This window comes from Streptomyces sp. NPDC031111 (assembly GCF_055570675.1).
On sequence record NZ_JBVIGS010000043.1, the window covers coordinates 1 to 24,964 of the forward strand.

The 24,964-nt window shown below is 67.1% G+C and carries 18 protein-coding genes and 9 pseudogenes; 12 read left to right on the top strand and 15 right to left on the bottom strand.

Annotated elements, in window-relative coordinates; genetic code table 11:
* Nucleotides 1–172 precede the first annotated feature (172 nt).
* Together ACZ470_RS39585 and ACZ470_RS39590 are read right to left on the bottom strand one after the other, a co-directional pair.
* Complete coding sequence (locus tag ACZ470_RS39585; RefSeq protein ID WP_468434812.1) at nucleotides 173–1,021, bottom strand: alpha/beta fold hydrolase; 849 nt, start codon at nucleotides 1,019–1,021, stop codon at nucleotides 173–175.
* Nucleotides 1,022–1,472: 451 nt separating this feature from the next.
* Nucleotides 1,473–1,574 (bottom strand): annotated as a pseudogene (locus tag ACZ470_RS39590) (IS5/IS1182 family transposase); the annotation flags it as partial.
* A 552-nt stretch (nucleotides 1,575–2,126) separates the two neighbouring features.
* Between ACZ470_RS39590 and ACZ470_RS39595 the strand changes: the two are divergent.
* Together ACZ470_RS39595 and ACZ470_RS39600 are read left to right on the top strand one after the other, a co-directional pair.
* Nucleotides 2,127–3,292 (top strand): annotated as a pseudogene (locus tag ACZ470_RS39595) (IS256 family transposase); the annotation flags it as partial.
* 408 nt (nucleotides 3,293–3,700) lie between these two features.
* Nucleotides 3,701–3,910: a hypothetical protein gene (locus ACZ470_RS39600; RefSeq protein WP_468434813.1), complete on the top strand. Its 210-nt coding sequence runs from the start codon at nucleotides 3,701–3,703 to the stop codon at nucleotides 3,908–3,910.
* Between the two features lie 735 nt (nucleotides 3,911–4,645).
* Here the strand turns inward: ACZ470_RS39600 and ACZ470_RS39605 are convergent.
* Entirely contained in the window at nucleotides 4,646–5,155 is a 510-nt protein-coding gene (locus tag ACZ470_RS39605) for a MarR family winged helix-turn-helix transcriptional regulator (RefSeq protein WP_468434814.1), read from the bottom strand.
* Between the two features lie 84 nt (nucleotides 5,156–5,239).
* Here ACZ470_RS39605 and ACZ470_RS39610 point away from each other — a divergent pair, with 84 nt between their 5' ends.
* On the top strand, nucleotides 5,240–6,127 hold the full coding sequence (locus tag ACZ470_RS39610) for an alpha/beta fold hydrolase (protein ID WP_468434815.1): 888 nt from the start codon (nucleotides 5,240–5,242) through the stop codon (nucleotides 6,125–6,127).
* A 121-nt stretch (nucleotides 6,128–6,248) separates the two neighbouring features.
* Here ACZ470_RS39610 and ACZ470_RS39615 read toward each other — a convergent pair.
* Nucleotides 6,249–6,449, bottom strand: a pseudogene (locus ACZ470_RS39615) (hypothetical protein); the annotation flags it as partial.
* A 256-nt stretch (nucleotides 6,450–6,705) separates the two neighbouring features.
* Here ACZ470_RS39615 and ACZ470_RS39620 point away from each other — a divergent pair.
* Nucleotides 6,706–7,011, top strand: a pseudogene (locus ACZ470_RS39620) (transposase); the annotation flags it as partial.
* A 19-nt stretch (nucleotides 7,012–7,030) separates the two neighbouring features.
* On the opposite strand, the pseudogene ACZ470_RS39625 reads toward ACZ470_RS39620, so the two are convergent.
* Nucleotides 7,031–7,290: pseudogene (locus ACZ470_RS39625) on the bottom strand (transposase); the annotation flags it as partial.
* Between the two features lie 114 nt (nucleotides 7,291–7,404).
* Here ACZ470_RS39625 and ACZ470_RS39630 point away from each other — a divergent pair.
* The 4 genes and pseudogenes from ACZ470_RS39630 to ACZ470_RS39645 form a co-directional block, all read left to right on the top strand.
* Entirely contained in the window at nucleotides 7,405–7,677 is a 273-nt protein-coding gene (locus ACZ470_RS39630; RefSeq protein ID WP_468434816.1) for a hypothetical protein, read from the top strand.
* 97 nt (nucleotides 7,678–7,774) lie between these two features.
* Nucleotides 7,775–7,963: a hypothetical protein gene (locus tag ACZ470_RS39635; protein WP_468434817.1), complete on the top strand. Its 189-nt coding sequence runs from the start codon at nucleotides 7,775–7,777 to the stop codon at nucleotides 7,961–7,963.
* Nucleotides 7,954–8,549: pseudogene (locus ACZ470_RS39640) on the top strand (IS701 family transposase); the annotation flags it as partial. The gene ACZ470_RS39635 and the pseudogene ACZ470_RS39640, both read left to right, overlap by 10 nt.
* A gap of 121 nt (nucleotides 8,550–8,670) precedes the next feature.
* Nucleotides 8,671–9,103, top strand: a pseudogene (locus ACZ470_RS39645) (UDP-N-acetylglucosamine--N-acetylmuramyl-(pentapeptide) pyrophosphoryl-undecaprenol N-acetylglucosamine transferase); the annotation flags it as partial.
* 1 nt (nucleotide 9,104) lies between these two features.
* Here ACZ470_RS39645 and ACZ470_RS39650 read toward each other — a convergent pair.
* The gene (locus ACZ470_RS39650) at nucleotides 9,105–10,007 is read right to left on the bottom strand and encodes an AraC family transcriptional regulator (protein ID WP_468434818.1); all 903 of its coding nucleotides are present in this window, start codon (nucleotides 10,005–10,007) and stop codon (nucleotides 9,105–9,107) included.
* 66 nt (nucleotides 10,008–10,073) lie between these two features.
* Here ACZ470_RS39650 and ACZ470_RS39655 point away from each other — a divergent pair, with 66 nt between their 5' ends.
* Nucleotides 10,074–11,177: an acyl-CoA dehydrogenase family protein gene (locus ACZ470_RS39655; protein ID WP_468434819.1), complete on the top strand. Its 1,104-nt coding sequence runs from the start codon at nucleotides 10,074–10,076 to the stop codon at nucleotides 11,175–11,177.
* A 783-nt stretch (nucleotides 11,178–11,960) separates the two neighbouring features.
* Nucleotides 11,961–12,171: pseudogene (locus ACZ470_RS39660) on the top strand (transposase); the annotation flags it as partial.
* Nucleotides 12,172–12,444: 273 nt separating this feature from the next.
* On the opposite strand, the gene ACZ470_RS39665 reads toward ACZ470_RS39660, so the two are convergent.
* The 9 genes and pseudogenes from ACZ470_RS39665 to ACZ470_RS39705 all read right to left on the bottom strand — a co-directional run bounded on the left by ACZ470_RS39665 (nucleotide 12,445) and on the right by ACZ470_RS39705 (nucleotide 20,963).
* Nucleotides 12,445–13,329 (bottom strand): SGNH/GDSL hydrolase family protein, encoded by an 885-nt coding sequence (locus tag ACZ470_RS39665; protein WP_468434820.1) that lies wholly within the window; start codon nucleotides 13,327–13,329, stop codon nucleotides 12,445–12,447.
* Nucleotides 13,330–13,732: 403 nt separating this feature from the next.
* Nucleotides 13,733–13,852 (bottom strand): annotated as a pseudogene (locus ACZ470_RS39670) (LuxR C-terminal-related transcriptional regulator); the annotation flags it as partial.
* 74 nt (nucleotides 13,853–13,926) lie between these two features.
* The gene (locus ACZ470_RS39675; RefSeq protein WP_468434821.1) at nucleotides 13,927–15,741 is read right to left on the bottom strand and encodes a hypothetical protein; all 1,815 of its coding nucleotides are present in this window, start codon (nucleotides 15,739–15,741) and stop codon (nucleotides 13,927–13,929) included.
* A 248-nt stretch (nucleotides 15,742–15,989) separates the two neighbouring features.
* Nucleotides 15,990–17,498 (bottom strand): cytochrome P450, encoded by a 1,509-nt coding sequence (locus ACZ470_RS39680; RefSeq protein ID WP_468434822.1) that lies wholly within the window; start codon nucleotides 17,496–17,498, stop codon nucleotides 15,990–15,992.
* A 550-nt stretch (nucleotides 17,499–18,048) separates the two neighbouring features.
* The gene (locus tag ACZ470_RS39685; RefSeq protein WP_468434829.1) at nucleotides 18,049–18,417 is read right to left on the bottom strand and encodes a LysR substrate-binding domain-containing protein; all 369 of its coding nucleotides are present in this window, start codon (nucleotides 18,415–18,417) and stop codon (nucleotides 18,049–18,051) included.
* A gap of 38 nt (nucleotides 18,418–18,455) precedes the next feature.
* Nucleotides 18,456–19,046 (bottom strand): LysR family transcriptional regulator, encoded by a 591-nt coding sequence (locus ACZ470_RS39690; RefSeq protein ID WP_468434823.1) that lies wholly within the window; start codon nucleotides 19,044–19,046, stop codon nucleotides 18,456–18,458.
* Nucleotides 19,047–19,292: 246 nt separating this feature from the next.
* Entirely contained in the window at nucleotides 19,293–19,637 is a 345-nt protein-coding gene (locus ACZ470_RS39695) for a RidA family protein (RefSeq protein ID WP_468434824.1), read from the bottom strand.
* Between the two features lie 29 nt (nucleotides 19,638–19,666).
* A complete protein-coding gene (locus ACZ470_RS39700) occupies nucleotides 19,667–20,083 on the bottom strand; it encodes an NAD(P)/FAD-dependent oxidoreductase (protein WP_468434825.1) in 417 nt (138 codons plus the stop codon).
* Nucleotides 20,084–20,090: 7 nt separating this feature from the next.
* A complete protein-coding gene (locus ACZ470_RS39705; RefSeq protein ID WP_468434826.1) occupies nucleotides 20,091–20,963 on the bottom strand; it encodes a helix-turn-helix domain-containing protein in 873 nt (290 codons plus the stop codon).
* Between the two features lie 76 nt (nucleotides 20,964–21,039).
* Here ACZ470_RS39705 and ACZ470_RS39710 point away from each other — a divergent pair, with 76 nt between their 5' ends.
* Together ACZ470_RS39710 and ACZ470_RS39715 are read left to right on the top strand one after the other, a co-directional pair.
* Nucleotides 21,040–21,903: an alpha/beta fold hydrolase gene (locus ACZ470_RS39710; protein WP_468434827.1), complete on the top strand. Its 864-nt coding sequence runs from the start codon at nucleotides 21,040–21,042 to the stop codon at nucleotides 21,901–21,903.
* A gap of 1,051 nt (nucleotides 21,904–22,954) precedes the next feature.
* Nucleotides 22,955–24,928, top strand: a complete 1,974-nt coding sequence (locus tag ACZ470_RS39715) for an SEL1-like repeat protein (protein WP_468434828.1) — start codon at nucleotides 22,955–22,957, stop codon at nucleotides 24,926–24,928.
* Nucleotides 24,929–24,964 lie beyond the last annotated feature (36 nt).

Consider the following 24,964-nt stretch of genomic DNA (forward strand, 5'->3'; position numbering starts at 1 on the left):
CCGGGTGTGCTTGGCCCCGCCGACGTTTACGAGCAACAGCATTCCCCTCTCCTCCCCCCCCCCCCCCCCCCCCCCTCCTCCCCCCCCCTCCTCCCCCCCCCCCCCCCCCCCCCGCTGCGGGCAACTCGCGCTTCCACCGTGCCCTCCACCGCAGCAGGGGGGACGGGGCGGTTCAGCGGTTGTCGTGGTCGGCTTCCTCGATGATCCGGGTGACCACGACCGGGTGGCTCACCATGACAGCGTGCGAGGAGTTGACCTCCTCGGTGTGCGCCTTGGTCCGCTTGGCGAAGAAGCGCTGCTTCTCCGGCTCCAGGGTCTGGTCCTTCTCCGTGATCAGGTAGTAGCTCGGAATGTCGTGCCAGGCGGCCGCGGTGCTCGTGGAAGCGAGCGCGTGGGCGTCGAGCGGCCGTTGTGTGACGGCCATCGCCGCCGCGGTCACAGGGTTGACATCGGCGGCGAACCTCTTCGCGAACTGATCCTGCTTCAGGTACACGTCCGCGCTCTTCGTGCCGTCTGCGGCCACGGTCGGAACCTCGTCGACCGGCAGCGGCGGCAGCGGATGCTTGACAGGGATGTCGGACGGTCCGGACGCGGCCTCACCCTTGTCGGGGACCGACGCCGCCAGGTACACAAGCGCCTTGACGTTGGGGTTGCCGGCCGCCGCGTTGGTGATAACCGGGCCACCGTAGGAATGCCCCACCAGCACGATGGGACCGTCGATGCTGCGGAGCACGTCCTTAGCGGCGGCGGCGTCGGTGGACAGGCCACGCAGGGGGTTGGCCACCGTCCGCACCGGATAGCCGTCGTGCGTGAGCCGCTTGATCACTCCGGCCCAGCTGGAGGAGTCGGCGAGGGCTCCGTGCACCAGCACCACGGTGGGCTTCGCATCCTGCGTGGCCGGCTTCGAGGCCGCAGCGGACACAGCGTTCGGAGTGGCGGAGGCCGGAACGGCCACTGCGGCACCGGCCGCGACGAGCGCTGCCGCGCTGACGGCCAGCAGGCTGCTCATCCGACGAGTCATGGAAAACCCCTTTGTGTAATGATCGTTCTGTCTCCTGAACCATCACATGAGGGATCGAACACAGTCAAGGCAGAACGTTCTATCCACGATGTGACGGTCATCTCATGACTTCTTGGACACGGCAGAACTGGTCACATTTCAACGCGACTTGCCGTTTATTCCCGCTATCGCGCCACGGTCGGTGTGCGGCCGAGCTGGTTCTTTAGCCACTGACCGCGAGCGACGGGTCGCACACCGTCACACACCTGGGGATTCGTCGGACAGGCGGACGGCCCTCGCATGATCCTGCGTTCCGCCACGAAACAGCCCATGCGAAGGTCGCAGAGGTGAGTGTGCTGGACCACGATGCCCGGCGTGTCGCGTTCGGCTTCACGTCACACTTCCGAGAGGACCTGTATGCGTGCCTGACCCGGCGCGGTGGCATCTTGTTCGAACTCACAGACGCGCTGCTCTGCGAGGACGGGTCGGTGACCACCTGCACGTTCACCCCGTGTCGGCGGTGCTTGGCCGAGCAGTCCGCGAGTCCGTCCCCGACCCGGTCGCACTGCTTCAGCCGTCAACGTCCATCCTCAATACTGAAAATACAAGTGCGATTACGGGCGCGCCTGCCTTTACTGTGCCGGAGACGGGGTCTGGAATGTTCCAGCGTGTGGAATTAACCGTCAGGTGCAGGGCAATGCCCACTATGCCAAGGCCCACGGCAATAGCTTCAGGGTGTGGTATGAGGACGGCAGGTGGGACCTCGTCCCGGCGTGGAGCGAGCGGACTCTGGACGGCTCCAATTGGTTCGTACAAGTGGACGTGTACTGCTGAACACTGATTACAAGGCCCCCTCCAGCTTTGCGGGGGGCCTTCCTGACCTCAGGAGTGCGTCGTGGCGACGGCGGGTGGCGTACCCGCCCCGCCCACTACAGCATGGTCCGCGACTACCGGTTCGCTGCCCAATGGCCCCGGTATACGTCGGTTTCCACTCTTCCCTCGTCACCGAGTGGCGCGGTTACAGTCGCCTGGATGGTGTCCCTCGTCGTGGTGTACGGGATCAGCGGCCGGGAGTGCGCCGGCGTCTGCCCGGGGCGCACTTCAGTACCGCTCCCTGATCAGGAGGCGCGCCATCGCCGAGCGAATGGTGCAGGAGTTGATCGAGGCCGAGGCGAGTGCCCACATCGGCGCGGAGTGGAACGAGCACACGCCGACGCGGACCAACGGCCGCAACGGGCATCGCGAGAAGGTGCTGACCACGCTGGCCGACGATTTGGACCTGGAGATCCCCAAGGTCCGCACAGCAGCTTCTTCCCGTCGCTGCTTGGAGCGCCGGCGCCGGATCGACCAGGCCCTCTGCGCCGTGATCATGGAGGCATACGTGCATGGCGTCTCCACTCGCAGTGTCGATGACCTGGTCAAAGCCCTCGGCGGGGACAGCGGCATCTCCAAGTCCGAGGTCACCCGGATCTACACGACACTGGACGAGCCGCTGACCGCATTCCGCACCCGCCCGCTCGACCATGTCCGCTTCCCCTACGTCTACCTGGACGCGACCTACTGCAAGGCGCGGGTGAACCACCAGATCGTCTCCCGGTCCGTGGTGGTCGCCACCGGCATCACCGAGGACGGCAACCGCGAGGTCCTGGGCCTGATGGTCGGCGACAGCGAGAGCGAGGCGTTCTGGAAGGAGTTCCTGCGTTCCCTGCGCGAACGCGGCCTGTCCGGGGTCCGTCTCATCGTCACCCACCAGCACTCCGGGCTGGTCGCCGCGGTCCGCAAGGTCATGCTCGGCGCCGCCTGGCAGCGGTGCAGGGTTCATTTCCTGCGAAATGTCTTCAGCGTGATCGACCGGGATTCCGGTGAAATGGTCGCCGCGACCATCCGCACGATCTTCACCCAGCCCACCGCCGGCCTCGTGCGCACTCAGCTGGACACCGTCGCGGAGATGCTCGGCGCCCAGTTCCCGAAGGTCAAAGCGATGCTGTTGGAGGCGAAAGAGGATCTGACCGCGTTCGCGGACTTCCCACCCAGACACTGGAAGAAGATCCAGTCCACGAACCCGCTGGACGGGTGAACCGGGAGATCAAGCGCAGGATCGACGTCGTCCAGGTCTTCCCCAACGACGACGCGCTCATCCGGCTGGTCACCGCCGTGCTCTTCGAGATGCACGACGAATGGATCGCCTTCCCTCGCCGCTACCTCCCCGAAGGCAGCATTGGCGAGATCTACCGCGAACTCCCCGAAAGCGCCCCCGTGCTACCCAACACCCCGAGCACGCCCACCAGTTGATCCTCAACAACACCACGACAAGGGACACGACCGTCGGCACCTGCTGACGTCGCCAACAGTGTGGCGAACGAGCTGGCCTTCGGCGCCCCGGAATCAGAGGGTGACTTCCCGGGTTCGGCAGCCCGCCAGCCCGGCATCCAGCACGAGGTGGGTGCCCACCTCGATCAGGCAGGCCATCCGCACCTGGGGAAATGAGGGCTTGCTCGTGACCGCGAGCCTGGCGGGCCGGAAGGTTCCTGGTCGCGCCGTTGTGGCGGGCGTTCACCGCGAGCGGTGCCGATCTGGGGTCGCGGGTACCGGCGAAACCGGATCCTGCCCGTCGAGCGGCGGTTGCGGGATAGGTCCTGGCTCTCGCACATCCACGCCGGAACCGGCCGCGCGCACCGTGATTCGGTCCTGGTGCGGGCGGTGGCTCATCAGCTGCACGGCACCGGCGGCACGGGCGCGGACTACCCTCTGGTGACCACGCTGCTAGATGCCCGCTGTCGTCCCGCCCGCGAGCGGGTGGTGCTCTCGCACGAACGCCGGCAGGCGAAGGTCGTCTTCGCCGAACTCAAGACCCATCAGCACGGTGCCTGCACTGTGCTGAGCGGCAAAACGTCCGGCGGCGTCCTGTAGCACGTCTGGGCACACCTGCTGGTCCACCACGCGCCGCGCGATCTGATGGTCAAAACCGCCGCCACCCGCGGCTTGGACGCCGACAGGGTCTCCTTCCCCGAAACCCGGGGCTCCGCCCGACGCAGCGTGACCGTCGCACCGAACAGCTTTTCCCCGCGAACTGCTGGTCAGAGCCCTCGCCCTGATCCAGCGCGACATGCTCGAACGCCTTCTGCCGCCCCGACGCCTGCGCAGCCAACCCCGCGTCGTCAAACGCAAGATGTCCGACTGCCGACTCAAACAGGCCGAACACTACGGCTGATTCTAGCGCACCCGCGACGGCACCCGAGGCATCTGCACCGAACGGCCCCGACCCGCAGACCCGTAAAGCAACGGCATTGTTTCCGAGGCAGTTGGGACTGCGGAACAGCTGAACGCACCGGATCATGCTTCGACAACGCGGCCGGGGGGAGCTTTTGGGCCCCGCTCAAGGAAGAGACCGGAACCCGCACCCGGCCTGACCGGGCCGCCGCCCGCGCCAACACAAAACCTTCGGCTACCTCACCCCAGCCGAGTTCAGGCCGAGGCATCAACACGCTCTCGCGGCACAACTCATGAGTGTCCAAGATCGCGGGGAACGTTCAGATCACCGCATGGACACGAATTTTGACGCTCGCTGAGGAAAGCCAGCCCCTAATTGCGACGCCGCTCCATTTACACTCTTTGAGAGAAGAACGCAGTAGTAGGAGCAGTTGCTCACCCCGAAGACTCAGCAACCTCGTGCGACCCGCGTTGCGGGTCCAGTGTCGAGGGCAAGCCCCAGGGCAATTCCATGCGCGCGGAGTCAACGTCGACCAGTTGGCGGAGAGTGTGTTCAAGCTCGGCGAGACGCTTTTCGCCCACCCGCTCTGCCCATCCCTGGCGTAGCTTGTCGAAGATGGCCTCCCCCTCGCGCAGCACCGCCCGGCCGTGGTCCGTCACGTACAACCTCGCCCGACGCTTGTCCGCTGGATCGGGTTTGCTGGCGACGTAGTGGCGTGCCTGGAGGGCAGCGACCGTTTTGGCAGCCGCCTGTTTCGTGACCGACATCCGGCGCCCGAGTTCGGAGACGCTGTCGGCACCGGCCAGGAGCGCGTGCAGAGCGATGCCGTGAACTGGACGTATCTCCTCATACCCACGTTCCGTGAGTTCGGCGGTCACCTGATCGGCCAGAGACCGAAAGCCGCTGAGCAGGAGGTGTGCAAGATCAGTGCCCGGTCGAGACATGCATCCAGTCTAGACATCCCTTGACATGGACAACCTTGGCTGTCTATATAGGCAACCTAGGTTGTCTAAATTAGGGGTCCTGACATGCCCGTCATCGAACCGGTCGGTGCGACCATCGTCGGCGTGACCCACCATCTGGCCGACGTCAATGACACGCAACTGCACTACGTCCGCGCCGGTGCCGGAGGATCCCCGATCCTGCTCGTCCATGGCTGGCCCGAAAGTTGGTGGGCCTTCCGCAAGCTGATTCCGCTCTTGGCCGGCACGCACCAGGTGATCGCCGTCGACCTGCGCGGATTCGGTGACTCGGGTCATGGCGAAGGCGACTACAGTGAGACCACCTCCGCGCAGGATCTGCACCATCTCGTTGATCACCTCGGCCTTGGCCCGGTCCACTTCGCCTGCCAGGACATCAGCGGCCCGCTCGGCTTCCGCTTCGCCGCCACTCACCCCGAAGACCTCCTCAGCTTCACCGGCGTCGAGACCACACTCGCCGGTTTCGGGCTGGAGAAACTCTTGGACGTCAATGCCGGCGGATCCTGGCACAACGCCTTTCTCGCCGCTCCCGGGATTCCGCAGTTGCTGCTGTCCGGTCACGAGCGCCACCTGATCGAATGGGCGTACGGCATGATGACAGGCATACCGGGCTCGGTCACTGAAGCCGATCTGGACGAGTTCACGCGGACATATGAGGGCCCGGACGGATGGCGCGGGACATCGGGCTTGTATCAATCCGCCTTCGCCGACCACGGAGCGACCAGGGCCCTGGCCGAATCGCGTCCACTGACTATGCCCGTCCTTAGCGTCGAAGCCTTCAGTGCCCCTATGACCGAGCAGACTATGCGCCAAGTGAGCGCGGGCGATATTAGCGCGGTCTGCCTGGAGGGAGTCGGCCACTTGATCGCCCAGGAAGCGCCCGAGGCACTCGCGAGCGCCCTGCTGGACTTCATCGCTCGCGTTGAGGAGAACTGACCGGCTTCGATTGCGGGTATGGGGGATTCCCCAGCTGTAGGCTTTCGATAGTGGGTTCGCCCGATTCCTTAGAGACTGTTTTTCTCGGCGAGATTGCTTGGTTCGAGGTTTAGACCGTGTCCTACGTGGTGAGGCGGACGAGTCGTTTGTAGCAGCACAGGGCAGCGGCTAGACCGAGAAAGGCCAGGTAGTTGCGGGAGTCGCGCTCGTAGCGAGGGCTCAGACGGCGGTGGCCGGACAGCCAGTTCGCGTCCGACAGGACGTGCGTCTTGGAACCCGGCTTGCCCCGGTCCACGGGGTTCGGACCTGTGTGTTCGCCCCCGTTACCTTCTTCGTGGCCCCGCAATGGGGCTCCCGGTCTCCGGGTTCGGCATGACTTTAGCCCCTTGTCGATCATGGTCGAAAAAGTGGTGTCACCGGGCCGGGAGGATTGGCAGACCGCTGATCAGGGGCATGACCGCTCGCCGCGCTCTTCGAGGTGAAGCAGGCCTTCGTAACGTGGATGCCGGCACGCTGGTGCCGCAGCGGAGGCTGGGAAGGGTCTGTTGGGGAGGGGTAAGTGAGCGACGAGGGTGGGCTTCGCCACCGCCGGCCACCTCGCCGCCTACGCCGGCCTGGCACCCGCCACCCGCCGGTCCGGCTCCTCCATACGTGGCGAGCACCCGGCCCGGCGAGGCAACAAACAGCTCAAGCGAGCCTTCTACCTCGCCGCGTTCGCCTCACTGTCCCAGCCCGACTCACGCGCCTACTACGACAGGAAACGGCGCGAGAGGAAGCACCACGTCGCGGCCCTCGTCTGCCCCGCCCGACGCCGCATCGACGTCCTCTTCGCCATGCTCCGCGACGGCACCTTCTACGAATCGCCCAAGATCGCTACCGCTTGACGAAAACCATAGGGGGCACTTTTTTCGCCCTCACGTGAGCGGTGTCGAGGACGACACGAGTGACATCGATGAGGCCAGCGTCGTCAAGCCGATGCAACACGGCCTCGTGGAGGCGGCCCCAGACACCGGCCCGTGACCAGATAGAAAGCGACGGTGGGCCGTCGACTTCGAGACGCCGAAGCACGGCGGCAGTTGGCACCAGGCGCAGCCGGACACCAGCACCTAGATGATCGCGGCGAACAGCGTCTCATCAGGCGTGTCCTGCGTTCCGCCGCCCCGCCCCATGCCCGGCTCAACGACGCCTCACCACGTAGGACAAGGTCTTACAGTAGTAAGCTGAAGCGACGGACCCGGGAAATCACGCTACACGCACACGGGAGCAGCAAGATCGTCGTGGGAGACCAGACCTACGTCTTCCGCACCTCCGTCAACGAGGCCGGGTTCTCAGTGCCCGCCGAGGACCGCACTCTCGTGATCACCGACATGGACCAGTGGCGACCATCGCCCATGAAGTGGTTGCTGTGCAAGGATGCGGTGCAGCGGGCCCTCGAGGCGGCCCGGCGAGCGGCTGTCGATGAGACGGCCCTCGTACCGGACGAGACGGGCCATCTGTCCACCGACATGAGCTTTTGGTCGCGAAGCAATCGGCCGACACGGTCAATCTGACTCTGGCGCGGTTGTTCGTACGTCTCGGTCCACCACCTGTGGGAACGAACGGGGGAGACCTCGCTCCCACGTCAAGCGATGACGGAGGAACAGCGCGGTGAGCAGTGAGACCCAGTTGCCTGCCGGTCAGCCTCCCGAGGATGACGCAGTCCTGTCGGCCGGAGCACGTATCGCCGCGCAGTGGCGGGACCTTGGTGCCGAGCAACTCGGGGTCGCGCTGCGTGCCATGGAGCCGCAGCTGCGCCGGGAGCACCGTGAGCGGATGCTGGGCGTTGAGGCTGGGTGACGGCGGACGCCGCTTACGGCTACAGCAAGGGGTGGCGGTTCGAGCTCGAGCAGGCCGACGTCTTCCACGTCATGGCCACCACCCGGCACGACACCGTCGTCACCCAATGGTCCATCGACCACCCCGTCCACGACCTGTTTCCCGGCCTGCCGAGGCAGAAGTGGAAACGCCGTTCCTGCGGCGACGGCGCCCATGGCCGGCGAGTCTATGACTCGGCCCGCGTCGAGGTCAGGCCCTGACACCGGCCGGACCGTCGGCACTGGGTGCTGGCCCGCCGCAGTGTCAGCCGACCCAAGGAGATCTCCTACTACATCGCCTACTGCCCGGCCCAGACCACACTGGACGAGCTGATCCGCATCGCGGGCAGCCGCTGGGCGATCGAGGAGTGCTTCCAGACGGCGAAGCAGGAGTGCGGCCTGGACGACTACCAAGTCCGCCGCTATCCGGCTGGCACCGCCACATGACCCTGGCCATGGCCGCTCACGCCTGCCTGACCGTCCTGCGAGCCCGCCAGCTGGATGCGGAGAAAGCAGAAACGGATCCTCCAGGCTCACCCAGTACAGCCTCACCAAGATCAGAGGGCTGATCACCCGACTCGCTGACCGCCGACCCGCATCCGTCGACCACATCCTGCACTGGCCGACATGGCGCCGCCGACGACAACACCAAGTCCGCATCAGTCACTACAAGCGACGCGGACACAGTCCCTGAACTGGTCAGCAATCAGCACAAGCACCGTTGCAGTACTTCAGGGGCGGCTTGCCGCGTCGGGCCGGACGCTGGACGTGTTGTGGATCGGCACCGCGGAGGGGGTTGGAGGCCCGGGTCGCGCCCGCCGAGGGCATCCCGTTCACTACGGTCGCCACCGGCAAGATCCGCCGTTCCAGCAACCCGCTGAAGCTGATGTCTGCCGCCAACGTCAAGGACATGGCGCGCGTGCCCCTCGGCGTCGCCCAGGCCCGCAAGGCGATCGCCGACTTCGAGCCGGATATCGTCCTGGCCACCGGCGGGTACGTCGCCGGCCCGGCCGGTCTGGCCGCCCGCCTGTGCCGCCGTCCCTTGGTCCTGCACGAGCAGACGGTTCGGCTGGGTCTGGCCAACCGCAAACTCGCCATTTCGGCCACCCGCATCGCCGTCTCCTTCAGTCGATGGCAGCTGGCAGTACCAACGTTGCGGGGCTGCGGCGGTAGCGGCCGGGTGAGACGCCGTATTGGCGAGCGAAAGCCGCCGAGAAGGAGAACTCAGTCGAGTATCCGACGTCGCGGGCGATTGTCGCGAGCGTGTCGTCCGTCTCGCGAAGCAGGCGGGCACCAAGGCTCAGCCGCCAGCTGATGAGGTAGGACATCGGTGGCTGGCCCACTGCCGCGGCGAAGCGTCGCGCGAACACGGTGCGGGGCAGCCCGACCATCTCACTCAAACGGGTCACCGTCCACTTGTGCTGCGGATTTTTGTGAATCTCCCGCACGGCGGTGGCGATATCGGGATCGTCGGTTTGGGGCCACTGAGCCGAGCCTTGCTGCTCGTGCCACTGTCGCAGGACGTGGACCAAAATGAGGTCGAGCAGCGCGGGAAGCGCCGCCGCACTGCCCATGTCCGCCTCGGATGCACCCACGCGGAGAAGGTCGATCAGGGCGCGTGTCTGCGGATGGCGGTCGTAGTCCGGCGAAACCGCGATCAAGTCGGGCAAGGCGCGGAAGTACTGCGGGGTGCGGCCGTGCTGGAGCTGGTACACCCCGCACAGGAACTCGAAGTCGAACGGTCCGGGCTTCGGCGGGGTCGGCAGCGCCACCATCGGTGACAGGTCGCTCAGTAGACAGGGGACACGACTCAGACCATGTTGGGCACCCGAGGTGACGAGCACGACATCGCCAGGACCCAGGGCGACCGGCTCCTGGTTTTCGGAGATGAGCCAACAGGTGCCGCGCAACACGACATGGAAGCCAGTGCCGTCGAAACCGGAGAACCGAACGCCTTGGGAATCGTGCTGCCTCACCACGCGGCTGCCGGGGCTTCCGACCCGAATGGCGCGGATCATCTCACTCACTAGGTCCACTCACCCGAGTTTAGCGACGCCGTAGTTCAGCCTCGTATAAAGGGGAGTCGCTCGCGCATGGTCCGACACGACATCCGCTGGTTGGATCCGAACATGATCGATTACTCCCCCGAACACCCGACGAGTGAAATCCTGCGTACCCACGCGGAGAAGGCGGAAGCAGCCGACCGGCCCGCCCCGGAGACCCTTGCCGCGCTTCGCGCAGACGGGGTCTTCGCCCTACGGACGCCCCGCGAACAGGGTGGTGTGTGGGCAGACGCCGAAAGCATGGCCCGGTGCTTCACTCAGCTGGGCCGGACCTGCCCGTCCGCGGCTTGGATCGCGGGGACGTGCGTGACCTCGAAGAACCTTGCCGCCAGCAGTTTCCCGGATCCGTCGGCTCGCGAATCGTTCTTCGCTGACCCGAACGCACTCTTCTGCGGTTCGGGTGTTCCCGCGGGGGTGGGCAAGCGTGTGCCCGACGGCGTGAGCGTCAGCGGTCGGTGGCCGAATGTGTCGGGGTGTGAGGACGCTGACTGGGCCAGCCTCGCTGTCATGGTCGACAATACGCTGTCGTTCGCCGTAATACCGGTGACCGATCTAACGGTCGAGCGAACCTGGCACATGGCCGGGATGCGCGCCACAGGCAGTCACAGCCTGATTGCCCAAGACGTGCTAGTGCCGGCCGAGCGTGTCGCTCAAGCGGCCGGCTTCGCCGCCCAGGACATCACGCTATACGCCATCACGGCACTGGGCCCGGTGGTGGGGGCTGCCAGGGGCGCACTCGACGCGACGGAGGCGATGTTCGCGTCGGACAGGAAGCCCTTCATGACCGCGTACTCCCGCATGGGCGACTCCTCCGGGGCCCGGCACTGGCTGGCGGAGGCGACCCACCTGGTGAACCGCGCCGAAAGGACCATGCTTTCGGTCGCGAGGACTGCGGACACGGCCGATCTGTTGGCAGCCGAGCGGCCCCGTCTGCAGATGGACCTCGCGGATGCGGGCCGTGACTGCAGAGCCGCAGTGGAGCTCATGCTCGACCTGCACGGTGCGAGCGGCTTCAATACCTCCAACGTCCTCCAGCGGTACTGGCGGGATGTCTCCGTCGCCAGCCGTCATCCTCACCTCAATCCCTATCTTGCGGTCGAGTCCTTCGGCACGAAGCTAGTCGAGCGCCCCTGAGGGGTGTGGAGGACGAGCAGCCGACGGGTCAGCATGCTCTATCCAGACCGCCGCCAAAGTGGTCAGGCATTTACAGGGGAGGTTTACGAGCCCGGCCCCCACCCATGAGCGGAACGACGACGGAACCGCCGTCTCGACGGCGGCGTCCTCAAGCGCTGATTCGTCCCGGGCGAGAGCGCGACCGGGGTCGTGTGCGCCCAGTCCGCGAGAGCGCGGGCGCACTCCTCAACGGCCTCCCGCCAGGTCTTGGCGGCTCCCCCTTCGGCTTCGACGCTGACGTGCTTGACGACGCGTAGGTTCACTCCGCCTAGTAGTGCGCACCGACTCAACTGGAGAGTCGGCCGAACACGCAGGGGAGGCCTCCCTAGCGAACCCGGGGCGGTTCAACTGGCATGCTTCAATCACGAGACTTCTTGCATGATCGAGTCGGTGTGTCAGGAACGGACGCGCCGTCGAGTCAGCCAGCCGCCGATTGCTGAGGCGGCACTCGCAGCGTGTTCGTCGATCATGCTCAAGTGGGTGCCGGACACGTCGATGGCGTCGTGGTCGAGGCCCCAATGAGCCTGCCAGTGCTCACCTGTGCGGGGCTGGCCGTCCATCCGCTCGGTGGCGCGCAACAGCCGTGTCGATAGCCACTGACGTCGTTGGTGCCCAGTCGCCGAACAACTGTACGTGGTGTGCGGTCAGTGCGGCGCATGCCTCGCCGAGCAGGTCGATCTGGATCTCGGCCAAACCGTACTGCCGGGCAGGTGGCTGTCCAGCAGCACGAGTGACTCCGGTGCGGCGAAGATCTGCCTGAACCTGACGATCAAGACCGTCAGCCGTCCGAAGGACGCCTCCAGGTTCGTCGTCCTGCCCCGGCGTTGGGTCATAGAACGCTCACGCGCCTGGGTCATGCACGCTCGTCGGCATGCGCGCGACTACGAACGGCTCATACAGCACTCGGAATCGCTCATCACCTGCGCTCGCGATCACCCTCATGACCAGGCGCATCCCCGTCGAAGCTCTCGCAGAACCGGGCAGCCGGCCTGCTGCGCAGCCCAGCGGGACTGATCCTCCTCAAGGGCGGCGTCATCACTTCGGTCTCCCCCAGGCCGGAATCGCCGCTTTGAGCACCACTCTCCCACCGCCTCCGACGCCTGTCAGCGATTTCGGCTTTCCAAGCGTCGGAGGCAGGCATGGGACCCAGCGCCGTTCGAATTCTGAGCTGGGTAAAACGCAGCTCAGGAACTTGAATCAGGCACTCAGGCGCACCCGCAGCGGGGAATCACCACCGGTGGAGCACGCAAGAAAGGGCGCGGGCGACCGCGGCGGACATGGCGTCCTCGCCCTGAGCGTTGGGGTGGGCCGGGGCGACCGGAGGTGCGGTGACCAGGGGCTCGATCCAGCGCTGCCCGTCGGGGCGACACATGTCGTGGCCGATGGTCGGCGTGTAGGTGTCGACGTAGTGCGCACCATTGAGGAGGGCCTCGCGGGCCAGCATCGCGTTGAGCTTCTTCTCGGTGTCGCGCAGGTACGCGAAGTCTCCCGCGGCCAGCGGCACGGTGCTGCTGGTGCAACCCCGGCCGTCGTTCGGGAAGAGGTCCGGGTAACCGACAACCACCACGCGGGCGTGCGGGGCACGCTGGTGGACGGCGCGCAGCACCGCGGCAACCTTGGGCCCGGTCTGGTTGATGCGGGCGGCGAGCTGGTCGGTGCCGTCTGCGGTGAAGTGCTCCCGGCAGGGTGCGCCCGTCGGATTGGACGAGGACAGGCCGGCACACGTGGCCAGGTTGTCGCTGAAGCCGATGTCGTTGCCGCCGATGGTCACGCTCACCACGTCGGAGGCGCGGGTGACCGCGGTCAGCTGCGGTGCCACGCTGCCCTGGGGACCCGTTATGTTGGCAGTCGTCGCGCCGGAGCAGCTGACGTCCGTTAGCCGCCAGTGCTCCCGCTGGGCCGTCAGCGACGGGTAATTGTGGCCCGAACGCGCACACGTGGCGTCGACCTGGTCGGCGACTCCCGGGGCCGATGCGTACGAGTCGCCCAGCGCGATGTAGTTGACGGTCCGGGCACTCCCCCCTGTTGCCGCTTCCGCCTGGCCCACGCAGGCCAGGCTGAGGACCAGTGCCCCGGACCCTGCCGCCACGCCCACCGCCATGCGACGGCGCATGGGCCGCATTTTTAAGTTCAATTTCATCTGGACTGTACCCCTTGCTCAAATACCGGTTTCCGAGGTCGCCCGCGGGACCGAGGGAGAACGTTCGATATGCCTTTTTGATGATCAGACAGCTTGCATAAGCCTGTCAAGACTGAACGTTCTATCCCCTGGCGTTCTGTCAGCCAGTGCTACGTCCCACGTCGGCGTCGGGGTTCGCTCCCGCCCTGGACGGCATCGACCCGTTCCCGGCCAGTGGCGTCCTGGCCGTCGCGGACTCACCGCGGCCGCGTGCGTCGCCCGGCACATCCCCGTGCCCGCGGCGGTAACGAAGGAACCGCTCGGGTGAGGACCGGAGCAGCCTCCATAAGCCCCTATCCGGGGCCGGACGTGCGGTCATTCCCGGGGCGGCCGTCATGAGGGAGCCGTCAATGAGGTCGCGCAGTTGGGAGCGGGCGGTGATGCCCAGCTTGGGGAAGCTGCGATAGAGGTGCGAGCCGACCGTGCGCGGGGAGAGGAATAGCTTCTCGCCCGCCTGCTCAGCGCGGCCTGTCGACACCCAACCGAACTCGGCCAGGCAGTCTCACGGGCCGTCGTCGGCGCCGGTAAGGACTACCAGTCGCCCTGCGCCAAAGCGGCCTCGCCGCCGGTTCGGCCGTATGCCAGGTCGATCAGGCATCCCCGCAGGTGCAGTGCCTCTCTGAACCAGATGGCGCCGGCCAGTATCCAACTCAGTTCGTTGAGGACGCCGGTCGACTCGAAGCGCCGGATCAGGATGCCGACCGCTCCGGCACAGTCACCGGCGGGGGTCCCGTGGACGTCCGCGCGCCGGGAGGCGTCGGCATGCACTAGGTCGCAGCGTATATACCTCGTCATCGCGCAGGCAGCGTCTTCGACGTCGTCCAGCAGTTCATGCATGACGGCGCTCCAGCGCGGCAGGTCGCCGCAGTCCGGACACCACTTCGCACGCTCGCCCCGGCGAACGCGATCGCGCCCGAGCGTTGCGTACACCCGGCCACACAGCTCCTCCTCCACCGCTTCCCAGGCCCGGCGGTTCTCGTCCAGTACGGGCCAACGTCGGGCCAGCCACTCGTACGGCACCCCCGCCGCGCGTTCGACGATGTTGTGGCGTCCGTTGGTGATGTTCCAGATGACGGTGTTGGACACGGCCTCGGCTCCTGGCCGGTGAGCCCCGGAACGGGCGATGGCCAGCATGGACTTGGACAACGCCCGGTAGGCGGCCTCCGCATCGGCGCTGCCCGGTACGGCCCCGGGTCCGGCCCCCAGGAGGAGCCCGTTGTTCACCACTCCCATCGCCATGTCACTGGCCAGGTCGCTGTAACCGTTGAGCGTCTGCGATATCGCCAGGTCGTCGAACGACCGCTCGTCGGCGTCGTGGGCGGCGGCGAGATGCGGCAGGCACGTGTCCACCGCAAGGATCAGTTTCCTCTCCCCGCAGCTCAACAGGTCGTACCGAGGCAGTGCTGCGGGACCGCCCGGGCGGGCGCCCGGGTGCTGCTGGGTGGTCTCCAGGAGGGTGTTCCACACGCCGATCAAAGCGACCATGACCGCCGTCTCCCGAAGCGGCCCGACCGACGCCCAGGACCGGAGGTTGTCGCGGATCGAGGCGGCGACGGCTCCGCCCTCCGGCCCGGCGAGTGCCAGGTTCTCGATGTGGATGTCGTCGAGATACCCGAACACCTCGGTCAGCGCGCTTTCCCGTCGGTTCTCGTTGACCAGCCACCTGGATGCCGGCATGACGGTGAAGGCAGGGACCGCGTAGACACGCGACGTCATGGCGCCCTCGAAGCCCCACTCCCGCACAGCGCGCGCCCAGAGCCCTCCCTCGGCCCTCGGCGGCCTGCCTTTGGTGGCATTCCGCGCCCGCTCGTCGACGCCCAGCGCCCGGACCGAGCGCATCAGGGACGAGTCGGCGATCAGCAGCCGAAAGGCGTCCCAGTCCCGCGCGGGCAGGGACTCGGGATAGTGCGTGTCCGCCCATGCCCACAGGCAGGGGGTACCGTCCTCGCAACCGCACGGCCGCTCCGGCGCCGCTGTGGCTGCTCGTGCCCCCTCGTCCGTACGCATCCACCGTGCGGAGCCCGACCAGGCCGGGCATCGCCGCGCGCCGTACGCGACGTCGGTGGCGAAACGTCCCGTAGGGCGGACCGCGGTGCGCTCTGGTGGGTGGAGCACTGCCCCCAGCAGTGCGTACGCGGCCCGCTCCACCGTCCTGGCGAGCCCGTCGGCGCGCGGGTCCTCGGAGTGGTCCACCCGCAGGCTCGACGCCAGCGCCCACAGGCGCCGCCGCCATGCCTCCTCAGTGCCGTCGTCCGGCACATCCGACCAGGACCAGGACGGTACACCGGTCCCCCGCAGCGAGTCGGTACCGGCCAGCAGAGACGTCCAGGCTTCGGGGGACCGCACGACACCGGGGTACCGGACCGAGACGCGGCCGGCCGGCTCGGCACCGGGCGCGCCCACGCGCACGAGCGATCGCCCGGGCCCTCTGAATTCCTGCACACTCCACACGCCGTCGCCGTTCGCACCGCCCCTAGGCCCCTCCCCGGGGCGAACGGCCGTTATCGCCCGGTACTCGGCAATGCTGCGGGGCACGGGCGCGCTGGCCGCCGTGCTCAGCGGGCCAGCCTCGGGCCCCGTGTTCCGGGCGGTCATCAGGCTGCATCGCGCGGCCACACTTCATCCCTCTCGGCCACGTCTTCCTCGGCGGCACCGCGGTGCTCGGGCGGCTCGTCACGGGCCGTCACGCGCAGACGCAGACGACGGGGAGTCAGGGACGCCTTGACGGACGGCGGCAGCGGCTGGTCGGTGACGGGCGAGAGTTTCCAGCGGGAGACGACAATGCCCAGGGCCATCGTCGCCTGGGTGAGCGCGAACCGGTCCCCCATACACTTGCGTGCACCCGCGGAGAAGGGGATGTACGCATTCCGGTCCACCGAGGAGTCGCGCCAGCGTTGCGGGTTGAAGGCGTCCGCCTCCTCGTGGAGATCGCCGCGCCGGTGAATGGCGTAGGGACTGAAAGCGATGATGGTTCCCTTCGGAAGAACGAAACCGTCCAGTTCGGCTTCCGCGGCGGTGACCCGGGTCAGCATCCACACCGCCGGGTACAGCCGGAGCGTCTCCTTGATCACGTCACCGGTGGTCTCCAGCTCCGCCAGATGCGAGAAGTCCAGCCGGGACCCGCGCCGTGCGGACTCCACCTCCCGGTACACCTCCCCCTCCACGTCCGGGTTCTGGGACAGCAGGTGCAACGCCCACGACAACGTGGCGGCCATGGTCTCAGTACCGGCGAGCAGGAAGGTGAGGACTTCGTCGATGAGTTCCGTTCCGGTCCGGCCGGGCGTCCCGTCAGGGCCCGTGGCGCCGCACAGTGCGGACAACAGGTCGCCGTGGTCGAGGCCGTCGGCCCGTCGGGCGGCCACGATGTCGCCCACCGTCGTCCGCAGGCGCCCGATCGCGAGGGAGTACTCGCGGTTTCCCCCGCTGGGAACTCGGTTGAGCAGGGGTGGCGCGATCATCCGCCGGAAGAAACCGGTCATCAGGACCAGGAAGTCGTCAGCGATGTGTGCCGCCGTGACGCGGGGCAGCGAGTCAGTGAAGAGAGTCCGCACGGTCATTTCGACGGTGAGCGCCATCATCTCGTCGACCACGTCGAGCACCTGGCCGTCACGCCAGGAGCGTGTCATGGTGTCGGCCAGGTTGGTCATGACCGCGGCGTAGCCGGTCATCCGGCTGGGATGGAAGGCTGGCTGGGACAGGCGCCGCAGCCGCCGGTGGTCATGGTACGGACAGGTGATGAGTCCGTTACCGAGAGCCTCGCGGCCGCGTTCGAAGAGCGGGCCGCCTTTGTCGAACACACGGTCGTCGAGCAGCACCTTGCGGATCAGTTCGGGGTCGCAGACGACCACGACATCCTTGGTTCCCATGCGTATGCGTACCAGCCGGCCATGGCCCTGCAGGGATGACACGAATGCCAGCGGGTCCCGCGCCAAGGGCACTGCATGTCCCAGCAGCGGGATGCTACCCGGGGCGCGGGGGATCGCCTGGATCGTGGGCACGGTCTTCCTCTCCATGGCAGTTGGGCGGCGAACGCAGGCGGACACGGGGACTGGGGGACCGTTGACTCCCCACGCAGCCTTCGAGTGAGGACGCGCGGGACACACCCAACTCCATAAATGTAGAACGTTCACTACATCCCAAACGTAACAAGGCCGCACCGTCAAGTCAATACCGAACGTTCTATGTACTCGACTTAGCCGACGCGGACGCCGAGGGCGAGACGCTGCTCAGTGACGGCGGAGAGGCCCAGCAGGCCCGTCCAGTAGCCGATGTCACACGGCCATCGCCCACCGACCGCGCCTCCTGGGCTGTTTCCAACCAGGGTGCGGCTTTGTGTTGCAGCGGGGCTTGCGCAGAACTACATCAGCGACGTGGTCGAGGAGGCGCCACAGGCGGGGCGATTCCGGTCTGGCGACGGGGTGTTCGCGATGCCGCTGTTCCCGCGGACGCGAGCGCGTACGCCGAGGTCATGGCGACGCCGGCGTTGCACCTGGCACACCAGCGCCGCCGTTGCACGTCGAGGCATCGGGAGGGCGACCGTGTCCTGGCTCACGGCGGCAGCAGGAGCGGCCACATCGCGAAAGCGCTCGGCGCACCCGTCAAAGTCGTCGACTCTCCAGATCTTCTGAGGGGGCCGGTGCCCCCTTGTCGCGGTCAGAAGAGTGCGGGTGCCCTTCCGAGAATGTGCCGGCGCATGTCGGCACTCGGCAGCGTGAACGGCCGACCACGGTGCCAGATCAGGGAGGTCGTCCGCGTGGCCCGGCTGTCGGAGACCGACCGTTCGACGGTGCCGGTGTCTGACTGCCGGTCAGCAGCGCCACATCGAAGCCCAGCGACCAGTGCGCCGGCGGTCGCGATGTCTTGGCTCTCGAAGATGTAGTTGAGGGGTATCCGGGCAGCGGTCAACAGCCGATCCGACAGGGTCCGAAGGCCGTACTCCAGCTTGAGTGTGATGAGTGGCTCACCGTCGAGGTCACGGAGCCGCACCGGCGTTGTCTCTGCCAGTCGATGCCCCGACGGCATGAGCGGCACCAGAGGCTGCTCGGCCAGTTGTAGCGACCTCAGGTACGAGTGGGGCGGCCCGTCGGTCGCGCTGCGAGGCATTGGTCGATGCGCCCGTCGATGAACTGACGCAAGAGCTCATCCGTTCCCTCCTGGACCAGGCGGACCACGACGCCCGGCCGCTCCTTCCGAAAGGTCCTGAGGAGATCAGGAACGATGGAGGGGCCCATGCTGTGCGGGAAGCCGAGCACGACCGTTCCACAGTCCGGGTCGGCCTCGGCGCGCACGGCACAGACGGCGGCGACCAGGTCGGACGCGACGCGGCTGCAGTCCTGTGCCAACTGCCTGCCAGCGCGGGTAAGTTCGCTCAACTCCCCCTCCTGTTGGATTAGCGGCACGCCCAAGAGCGCTGACAGGCGATTGCTCGACCGCGACAGTGTCGGCTGCGGGGTGTCGAGTTCTGCGGCCGCGTGTGATGTGCTCGTGTCGGGCTGCAGCGAGAAACTCCCCCAGGCCCTCTGCCAGACCGAAGGTCTCATACCCCACCGGCGGCGACTTTCGACGTGCCTGATCCGCGCGCAAGGGCACCCCGGGGCGCACCGTGATGGTGAGCGCTGCGTTCGGTGAACAGGGTCTTCACGAGGGTCCATTGGGGGACGTCTCCTTTCGCAAGGGACGTCTGTGTGGAACAGGTCATCGGATCCCGAAGGGCTCGCAGCACAGTATGACGCCGGGACGCTGCAGCGATTCCGGCCCGTCCACCGTTCCCGAGGACGACCCGGTTCGCGTCATCGGCACGGTCCTGAGGCGTGCGGACGACCCGCCGTCGGAGCGGTGTTCGCGCTCCTGTCGGACGTCGGCGGAGGGCCGCCCCGCATCTCTGCCTCAGCCCGCGGTCAGCTTTGTCGGCGGTGTGCGACGGCCTCGATCTCGAAGAGCAGCTCGGGCCGGACCATGCCCGCGACGATGGTGGGACGTGCGGGCCACGGCTGGCTGAAGCGCTTCGCGTAGATGTCGTTCATCTCCGCGAAGTCATCCTGCCGCGTGAGGAATACCGCGGTCTTGACCACCGTGTCCAAGGAAGCGCCGACGGCTTCCAGGTTCTTCCGGAGCAACTTGATCGCCACGTGCAACTGAGCGCCGAACTCGGAGGGAATGGTCCCGTCCGTGTCGCGTCCGATCTGCCGGAATGTGAAGACCCATTCGCCGTGCGTCCTGTGGTGGCTCAGCGGGATCGCCATGGCTTCGTGCCCTTCCGTCGGAATATCGGTCAGAAGACCAGTGCCGTCTCGGCGAGTGCTGCCCCGGTGAGTCGGTCGATGCGCAGGCTGTCGATATCGACGCTGGATGCCCGGCCATCGAGGATCTCTTCGGCCGTCACCTTGCCGACCATGGGTGCCTGCATCACGCCGTGACCAGAGAAGCTGCAGGCGTTGACCCATGTCGGTGCTTCGGGCATGGCTCCGAGGAAGGGCCGCTGGTCCGGGGTGACCTCGTATGTGCCCGCCCAGGAAGCGGTGGTGTCAATGGGGAGATCGGCCAGCCACGGAAAGCGCTGGACTTCCTGTTTCTCCACGCCGGTGGCGGTCGGTACGGGAAACGGTCCCGTATCTCTCGACGAGATCAAGGAAGCGTACGACCGGGCCTCCGTAGCCGCATGGGTCGCCCAGGTGACCACCAGGTGCATGCGAGGCTCATGAAGGCGAGGCAGTGGCCGCCCGCCAGCGGGTCGGGCTCGTGCCGGTCGCGCGGCGGAACGACGCCGCGAAGTGGGACGGGGTAGCGAACCCGCACCGGTAGCCTATCTCGGTCACCGGGAGGGCGGTGGTGGCCAGGAGTCGTTTGGCCTCGGTGATACGCAAGCTGATGAGATGCTTCCACGGTGACTGGCCGGTGGCCTCCCGGACGATCTGCGCAAGGCGGGTTTCGCCGACACCGGCCAGGGCGGCGAGTTCCCGCAGGGAGGTGTTCCTCCCGACGGCGTCGCGGAACACGCTGAGCACGCGTGGGGTCAGTTCGTCCACGGCGACTGACGTCGCGGCGTACCGGGTGAGCACGTGCATGGCCAGGAACGCGGCGGCCGAGTGAACGTAGGCTTCGGCGGCACTGGAGCGCGCCGCATCCAGCAGAGTGTGGGTGGTGGCGACAATCAGAGCGTCGGATCGGTAGGTGGTGTCACGGAGCGCCATCGCGCCCTGGCCGAGACCGAGTTCTCTCGCGGCCGTGCGCATCGCGTCGTGCGGGAGCAGCATGTGGGCTGTCCTCAGCGGGTCAGGGCCCAGCACCCGCCAGCGAAGCCGGGTGGCTCGCCCCGGCGAGATGAGCGCCACGATGCCCGGCCGGTACTCCGCGCCGGACCACCCCTGCCCGTCCCAGGACTCGAGGAACGCCTCACCACCGGTCACCACCACGATGCGGTATGCGTCGGCCACGGGCGCCAGGGCGTCGGCGACGACGGGCTCGTGGACCTTCTCGTTGAGGACGAGCGACTTCCAATCCGTCATCGCTTCGCTGGCGAACAGCGGCGATGCGACATCCGGGAGGCTGGGTACGGGCTTGTCGCGCATGGCCTGCCTTTCGAGGATCACGACACTGCCCGGAGCAAATCACGACAGCCGTTCGTATTCACCTTTGGTTGAGTTCATGCATCACAAGATCTACCAGAAGGACAGAGGAAGTCTCATGCGTTCCATGCTGCTGGTTCACGGTGCCTGGCACGGGAGTTGGTGCTGGGCGCCGGTGACGGCGCACCTGGCCGCCCGTGGCGTGCCATCGGTCGCCGTGGACCTTATCGGGAGCGGGCTGAACGGCAGCGCGCCGGCCGCCCGGTGGGCTCGTCCGTTCGACCCGGCTGCGTTCGCCGCAGAACCGTCACCGGTCGCCGACGTCACCACGGACGCCGCCGCCGTCGGGCTCGTCGAACGAATCCGGCTGGTCGGCGACGGTGAGCCTTGTGTCGTGGTCGCACACAGCCTGGGTGGGGTGATCGCCACCGCGGCGGCCGAGTTGGCTCCCGACTTGTTCGCCCACCTGGTCTACGTCAGCGCATACGCCCCGATTGCGGCATCGGTGGCGGAACTGTCCACCAGCAGCGAGGCCGCCGGCGGACTCGCCCCCTCCTTGCTGGTGGCCGATCCGGCCGCGATCGGCGCGCTGCGTCAGGACCCCGGGAACATCGAGCGCCGCAAGGAGCTGCGCGAAGCCTTCTACGGTGATGTCGACGTCACCACGGCCGACGCCGCCATCGCGCTGCTGGACACCGACGCTCCCGCGCACTTCTTTGCGGACAAGGTGGCGGTGACTCGGGGACGTTACGGCGCTGTTCCCCATACGTATGTCGTCTGCACCAAGGACCGGGCGGTCCCCGAGCCGCTGCAACGTCGCATTGTCCGTGACATCGCCGCCGTCTCATCCGCGGCCCCCCGGCTCATCGCACTCGACACGTCCCACTCGCCGTTCCTGTCCCGGCCGGAAGAGCTCGCACAGGTTCTCACCACGGCCTGGTGATTCGCGATCAAGTGTCAGCTTCGGTCCAACCTGCATGCGAGGCTCGTGAAGGCACGGAGTGCCTGGCGAACGAGGCCGCCGTCCGCACCGGGCTGCGCGCCGCCGGGCGGGACGCGACCGACGGGCGGCTCGCCCTGGTCGCAGCCCGCTGCGGGTAGGTCTGGACGGCCTGAGCCTCAGCAGCGCGGAGGCAGGTGGCCGGTCGAGGTGTCACCCCCTCAACATCCGCCGCGTTCTGTGCGCACAGAACGCGGCGTTCCGCAGAGCGCGATCGGTTCATCATGATGCGCTCGAACGGGCGGGCCAATCCCCCGCCGTACCATCGCCTTTGGGCCCCAGCAAGAGGAGCAGAACCACTGGAAAAGCGAGCCAACGACGAGCGACGACACGGTACCGGAACCCCACGTGCTGGCACCGTACCCGCCTGACAATTCCCTCTCCCTCGCCAGGGTCCCCTGCCTGGCCTCTGCGCCGCCACTGACGGCGACACGGCACGGAGAGACACTATTGGCGAGTTTTCTCCTGGCTTCGCCAATGCAGCCACATTGAGAACAGATTTTCGGTTTGATGGCCCTATGCATAGTTGGAGGGCTTACGCGCTCATCACGTGCGCGACCGTGTGCGGGGCAGCAGCGGTGTGCTTGGTGGCGGTCGCGATCTTCATGGATCTGGCGGTAGCCGATCGGCTTGGCAGCGTTATGGGCGCCTTCGCCGGCCTTGCGGCCTTGGCAATCTCGTTGCGGGCGCTCGTTGGTTCGGGAGGTCGAGCGGTAGAGGCCAACGATGGCGCCGTGGCGTCCGGCGGCCACGTGGGGCGCGTCATCGTCGGCAATCACAACGAGGTGACGCACCACTCGGCGTCACACCACAGTCCGCCTACGGGCGGCAGTGTGCGCGCCTCAGGAGCCGGTAGCACTGCTGCCGCGGGGAACATCGGTGAGGTCATCACCGGAGACGGGAACCGTACGTGAGCCCCCCGCCGGTATGGCCACGTCGGGCTCATGACGTCCCGGAGGACGATGGGCAGCAGTCGGCAGCTTCAAGTAACCGGGTGCAGGCAAGCAAGGACTCGGTAGCAGCAGGCCGAGACGTCGGCGCGGTCATCACCGGCGACAACAACACCATCACGGTCCTGCCTACCGCTCGGTCGGCCAGCGCCCCGGACCAGAGAGCACTCGTTACACGCCTCATCAGCGAGTGCCACCCACTTGATCTCGAAGTGCATCACGCGATCCACGTCGCCTCCGAGGAGAGTGAGTTACCCGCCTACGTGCTGCGGGAGCACGACACCCACCTGCAGCACATCGTGCGTGTCGCCCAAGGCGGCAAGAGCCAGCTGTGCGTGCTGGTCGGCGAATCCTCCACTGGTAAGACCCGTGCAGCGTGGGAAGCCATCCAGATTCTTGCCGTCGATGAGTGGCGGCTCTGGCATCCCTTCGACCCCACCCGAGCCGACGCTGCACTGGCTGGCCTGGCCGCGGTAGGGCCAAAAACCGTGGTCTGGCTGAACGAGGCACAACACTACCTGGCCCCTCCCGGGGACGGAGAGAAGATCGCGGCGGCTCTGCGCACCCTGCTGGCCGACACCCACCGGGCTCCGATCCTCGTCCTGGGCACACTGTGGCCCGTGCACTGGGATCACTTGACCTCTTTGCCGGTTCAGCCAGGAGAAGATCCGCAGGAGCAGAGCCGTCAGCTGCTTACGGGACGGCAAATCCATGTGCCGGACGCCTTCACTGAACGAGATCTCGTCGCCGTTCACGGTGCAGCACAAGCGGACGAGCGTCTCGCACAGGCGCTGGCAGGGGCAGCCGACCGCCGCATCACCCAGTTCCTCGCCGGCGTTCCGGCATTGCTGGACCGGTACGAATTGGCGCGAGCGGCCGCCCGTGCGCTCCTCCATGTCGCCATGGATGCGCGGCGTCTGGGCTGTGGCATGGACCTGCCCGCAGCTTTCCTGGAAGAAGCGGCCCTGGGCTACCTGTCGGAATCAGAGTTCAGCTCCTTGGACGATGACTGGTTCGCACAGGCCCTCACCTATACAGGGCGCACCGCCCACGGCAACACAGCCCTACTGCGGCGTACACGGCGCAGACCAGGAACCGAAGGCGAGGACTCCTTTCGGCTGGCCGACTACATGGAGCAGCACGGCCGCCGGATACGCGGCCGGATATGCCCGCCAGCCTCCTTCTGGGACGCTGCCCTGCGGCGCCTGCCCCGGCGCACCGATGTCAGCGCTCTGAAGTCAGCCGCCTCAGCACGAGGGCGGCTACGCTACGCCCGCCTCCTGGCCGAACGTGCCCATCAACTGCCTTGGCCCACCCCCGCCCCCGGTCTCCCCGTACGTCCCCCGGCATTCGACGAGCTCGACGACAGCGACAGCTGGCCCGTGGACCATCTGACCTGCAGGGCCCTGGCAGACCTCGCTTTCACCGCCGCACAGGCAGGCGACTATGAACAGGCAGCATCCCTGGCTCTGGAGGCCGCCGAATGCTGCCAGCCCGAGGCCCTCGCCGACATCGCGCTCCAGCACGAACAGGCCGGACTGCCGGTTGAAGCATCCGAACTGGCTCACCAGGCAGCAGCACACGGTGCTCCGGTCGGCCTGAGCCACCTGGCCATGATGCGAGAAGAAGCGGCCCTCTTCGAGCAGGCGGAACACTACGCGCGAGCCGCCGCCGAGTACGGGCTCACCAACACACTGGCCGACCTGGCAGTGCGCCGCGAGGCAACCGGAGACAAAGAACGCGCCGAAGAACTCTGGGAAGCCGCCGCCACCTACGGTCATCCCGCAGCACTCGCGAACATCGCCCGCTTCCGGTACGAATCCCACGACATCGACGGAGCAAGCCGCATCGCCCGCGAAGCACTCGACCAAGGAGACGCCGCCTACCCCCACCACACCAACCCCGTATGGCGAAAGCTATGGCCACACGGCATCGAACCCGACGGCACGCCCACCCCCTCCCCCGTTATGTTTTCCGCGGTCCTGCAAGAGGGCCGCTGGCCTCCGGGCCCGGCATGACTGTTCCCCCCTGTCGGACAGATGACCTGGGGGGGT

Bases quoted from the DNA above. Each gene is read 5' to 3' on its own strand.
- ACZ470_RS39585 (WP_468434812.1), bottom strand. From the start codon at position 1,021: ATGACTCGTCGGATGAGCAGCCTGCTGGCCGTCAGCGCGGCAGCGCTC.
- ACZ470_RS39605 (WP_468434814.1), bottom strand. From the start codon at position 5,155: ATGTCTCGACCGGGCACTGATCTTGCACACCTCCTGCTCAGCGGCTTT.
- ACZ470_RS39610 (WP_468434815.1), top strand. From the start codon at position 5,240: ATGCCCGTCATCGAACCGGTCGGTGCGACCATCGTCGGCGTGACCCAC.
- ACZ470_RS39655 (WP_468434819.1), top strand. From the start codon at position 10,074: ATGGTCCGACACGACATCCGCTGGTTGGATCCGAACATGATCGATTAC.
- ACZ470_RS39665 (WP_468434820.1), bottom strand. From the start codon at position 13,329: ATGCGCCGTCGCATGGCGGTGGGCGTGGCGGCAGGGTCCGGGGCACTG.
- ACZ470_RS39685 (WP_468434829.1), bottom strand. From the start codon at position 18,417: ATGCCGTCGGGGCATCGACTGGCAGAGACAACGCCGGTGCGGCTCCGT.
- ACZ470_RS39690 (WP_468434823.1), bottom strand. From the start codon at position 19,046: ATGGACCCTCGTGAAGACCCTGTTCACCGAACGCAGCGCTCACCATCA.
- ACZ470_RS39695 (WP_468434824.1), bottom strand. From the start codon at position 19,637: ATGGCGATCCCGCTGAGCCACCACAGGACGCACGGCGAATGGGTCTTC.
- ACZ470_RS39700 (WP_468434825.1), bottom strand. From the start codon at position 20,083: ATGCACCTGGTGGTCACCTGGGCGACCCATGCGGCTACGGAGGCCCGG.
- ACZ470_RS39705 (WP_468434826.1), bottom strand. From the start codon at position 20,963: ATGCGCGACAAGCCCGTACCCAGCCTCCCGGATGTCGCATCGCCGCTG.
- ACZ470_RS39710 (WP_468434827.1), top strand. From the start codon at position 21,040: ATGCATCACAAGATCTACCAGAAGGACAGAGGAAGTCTCATGCGTTCC.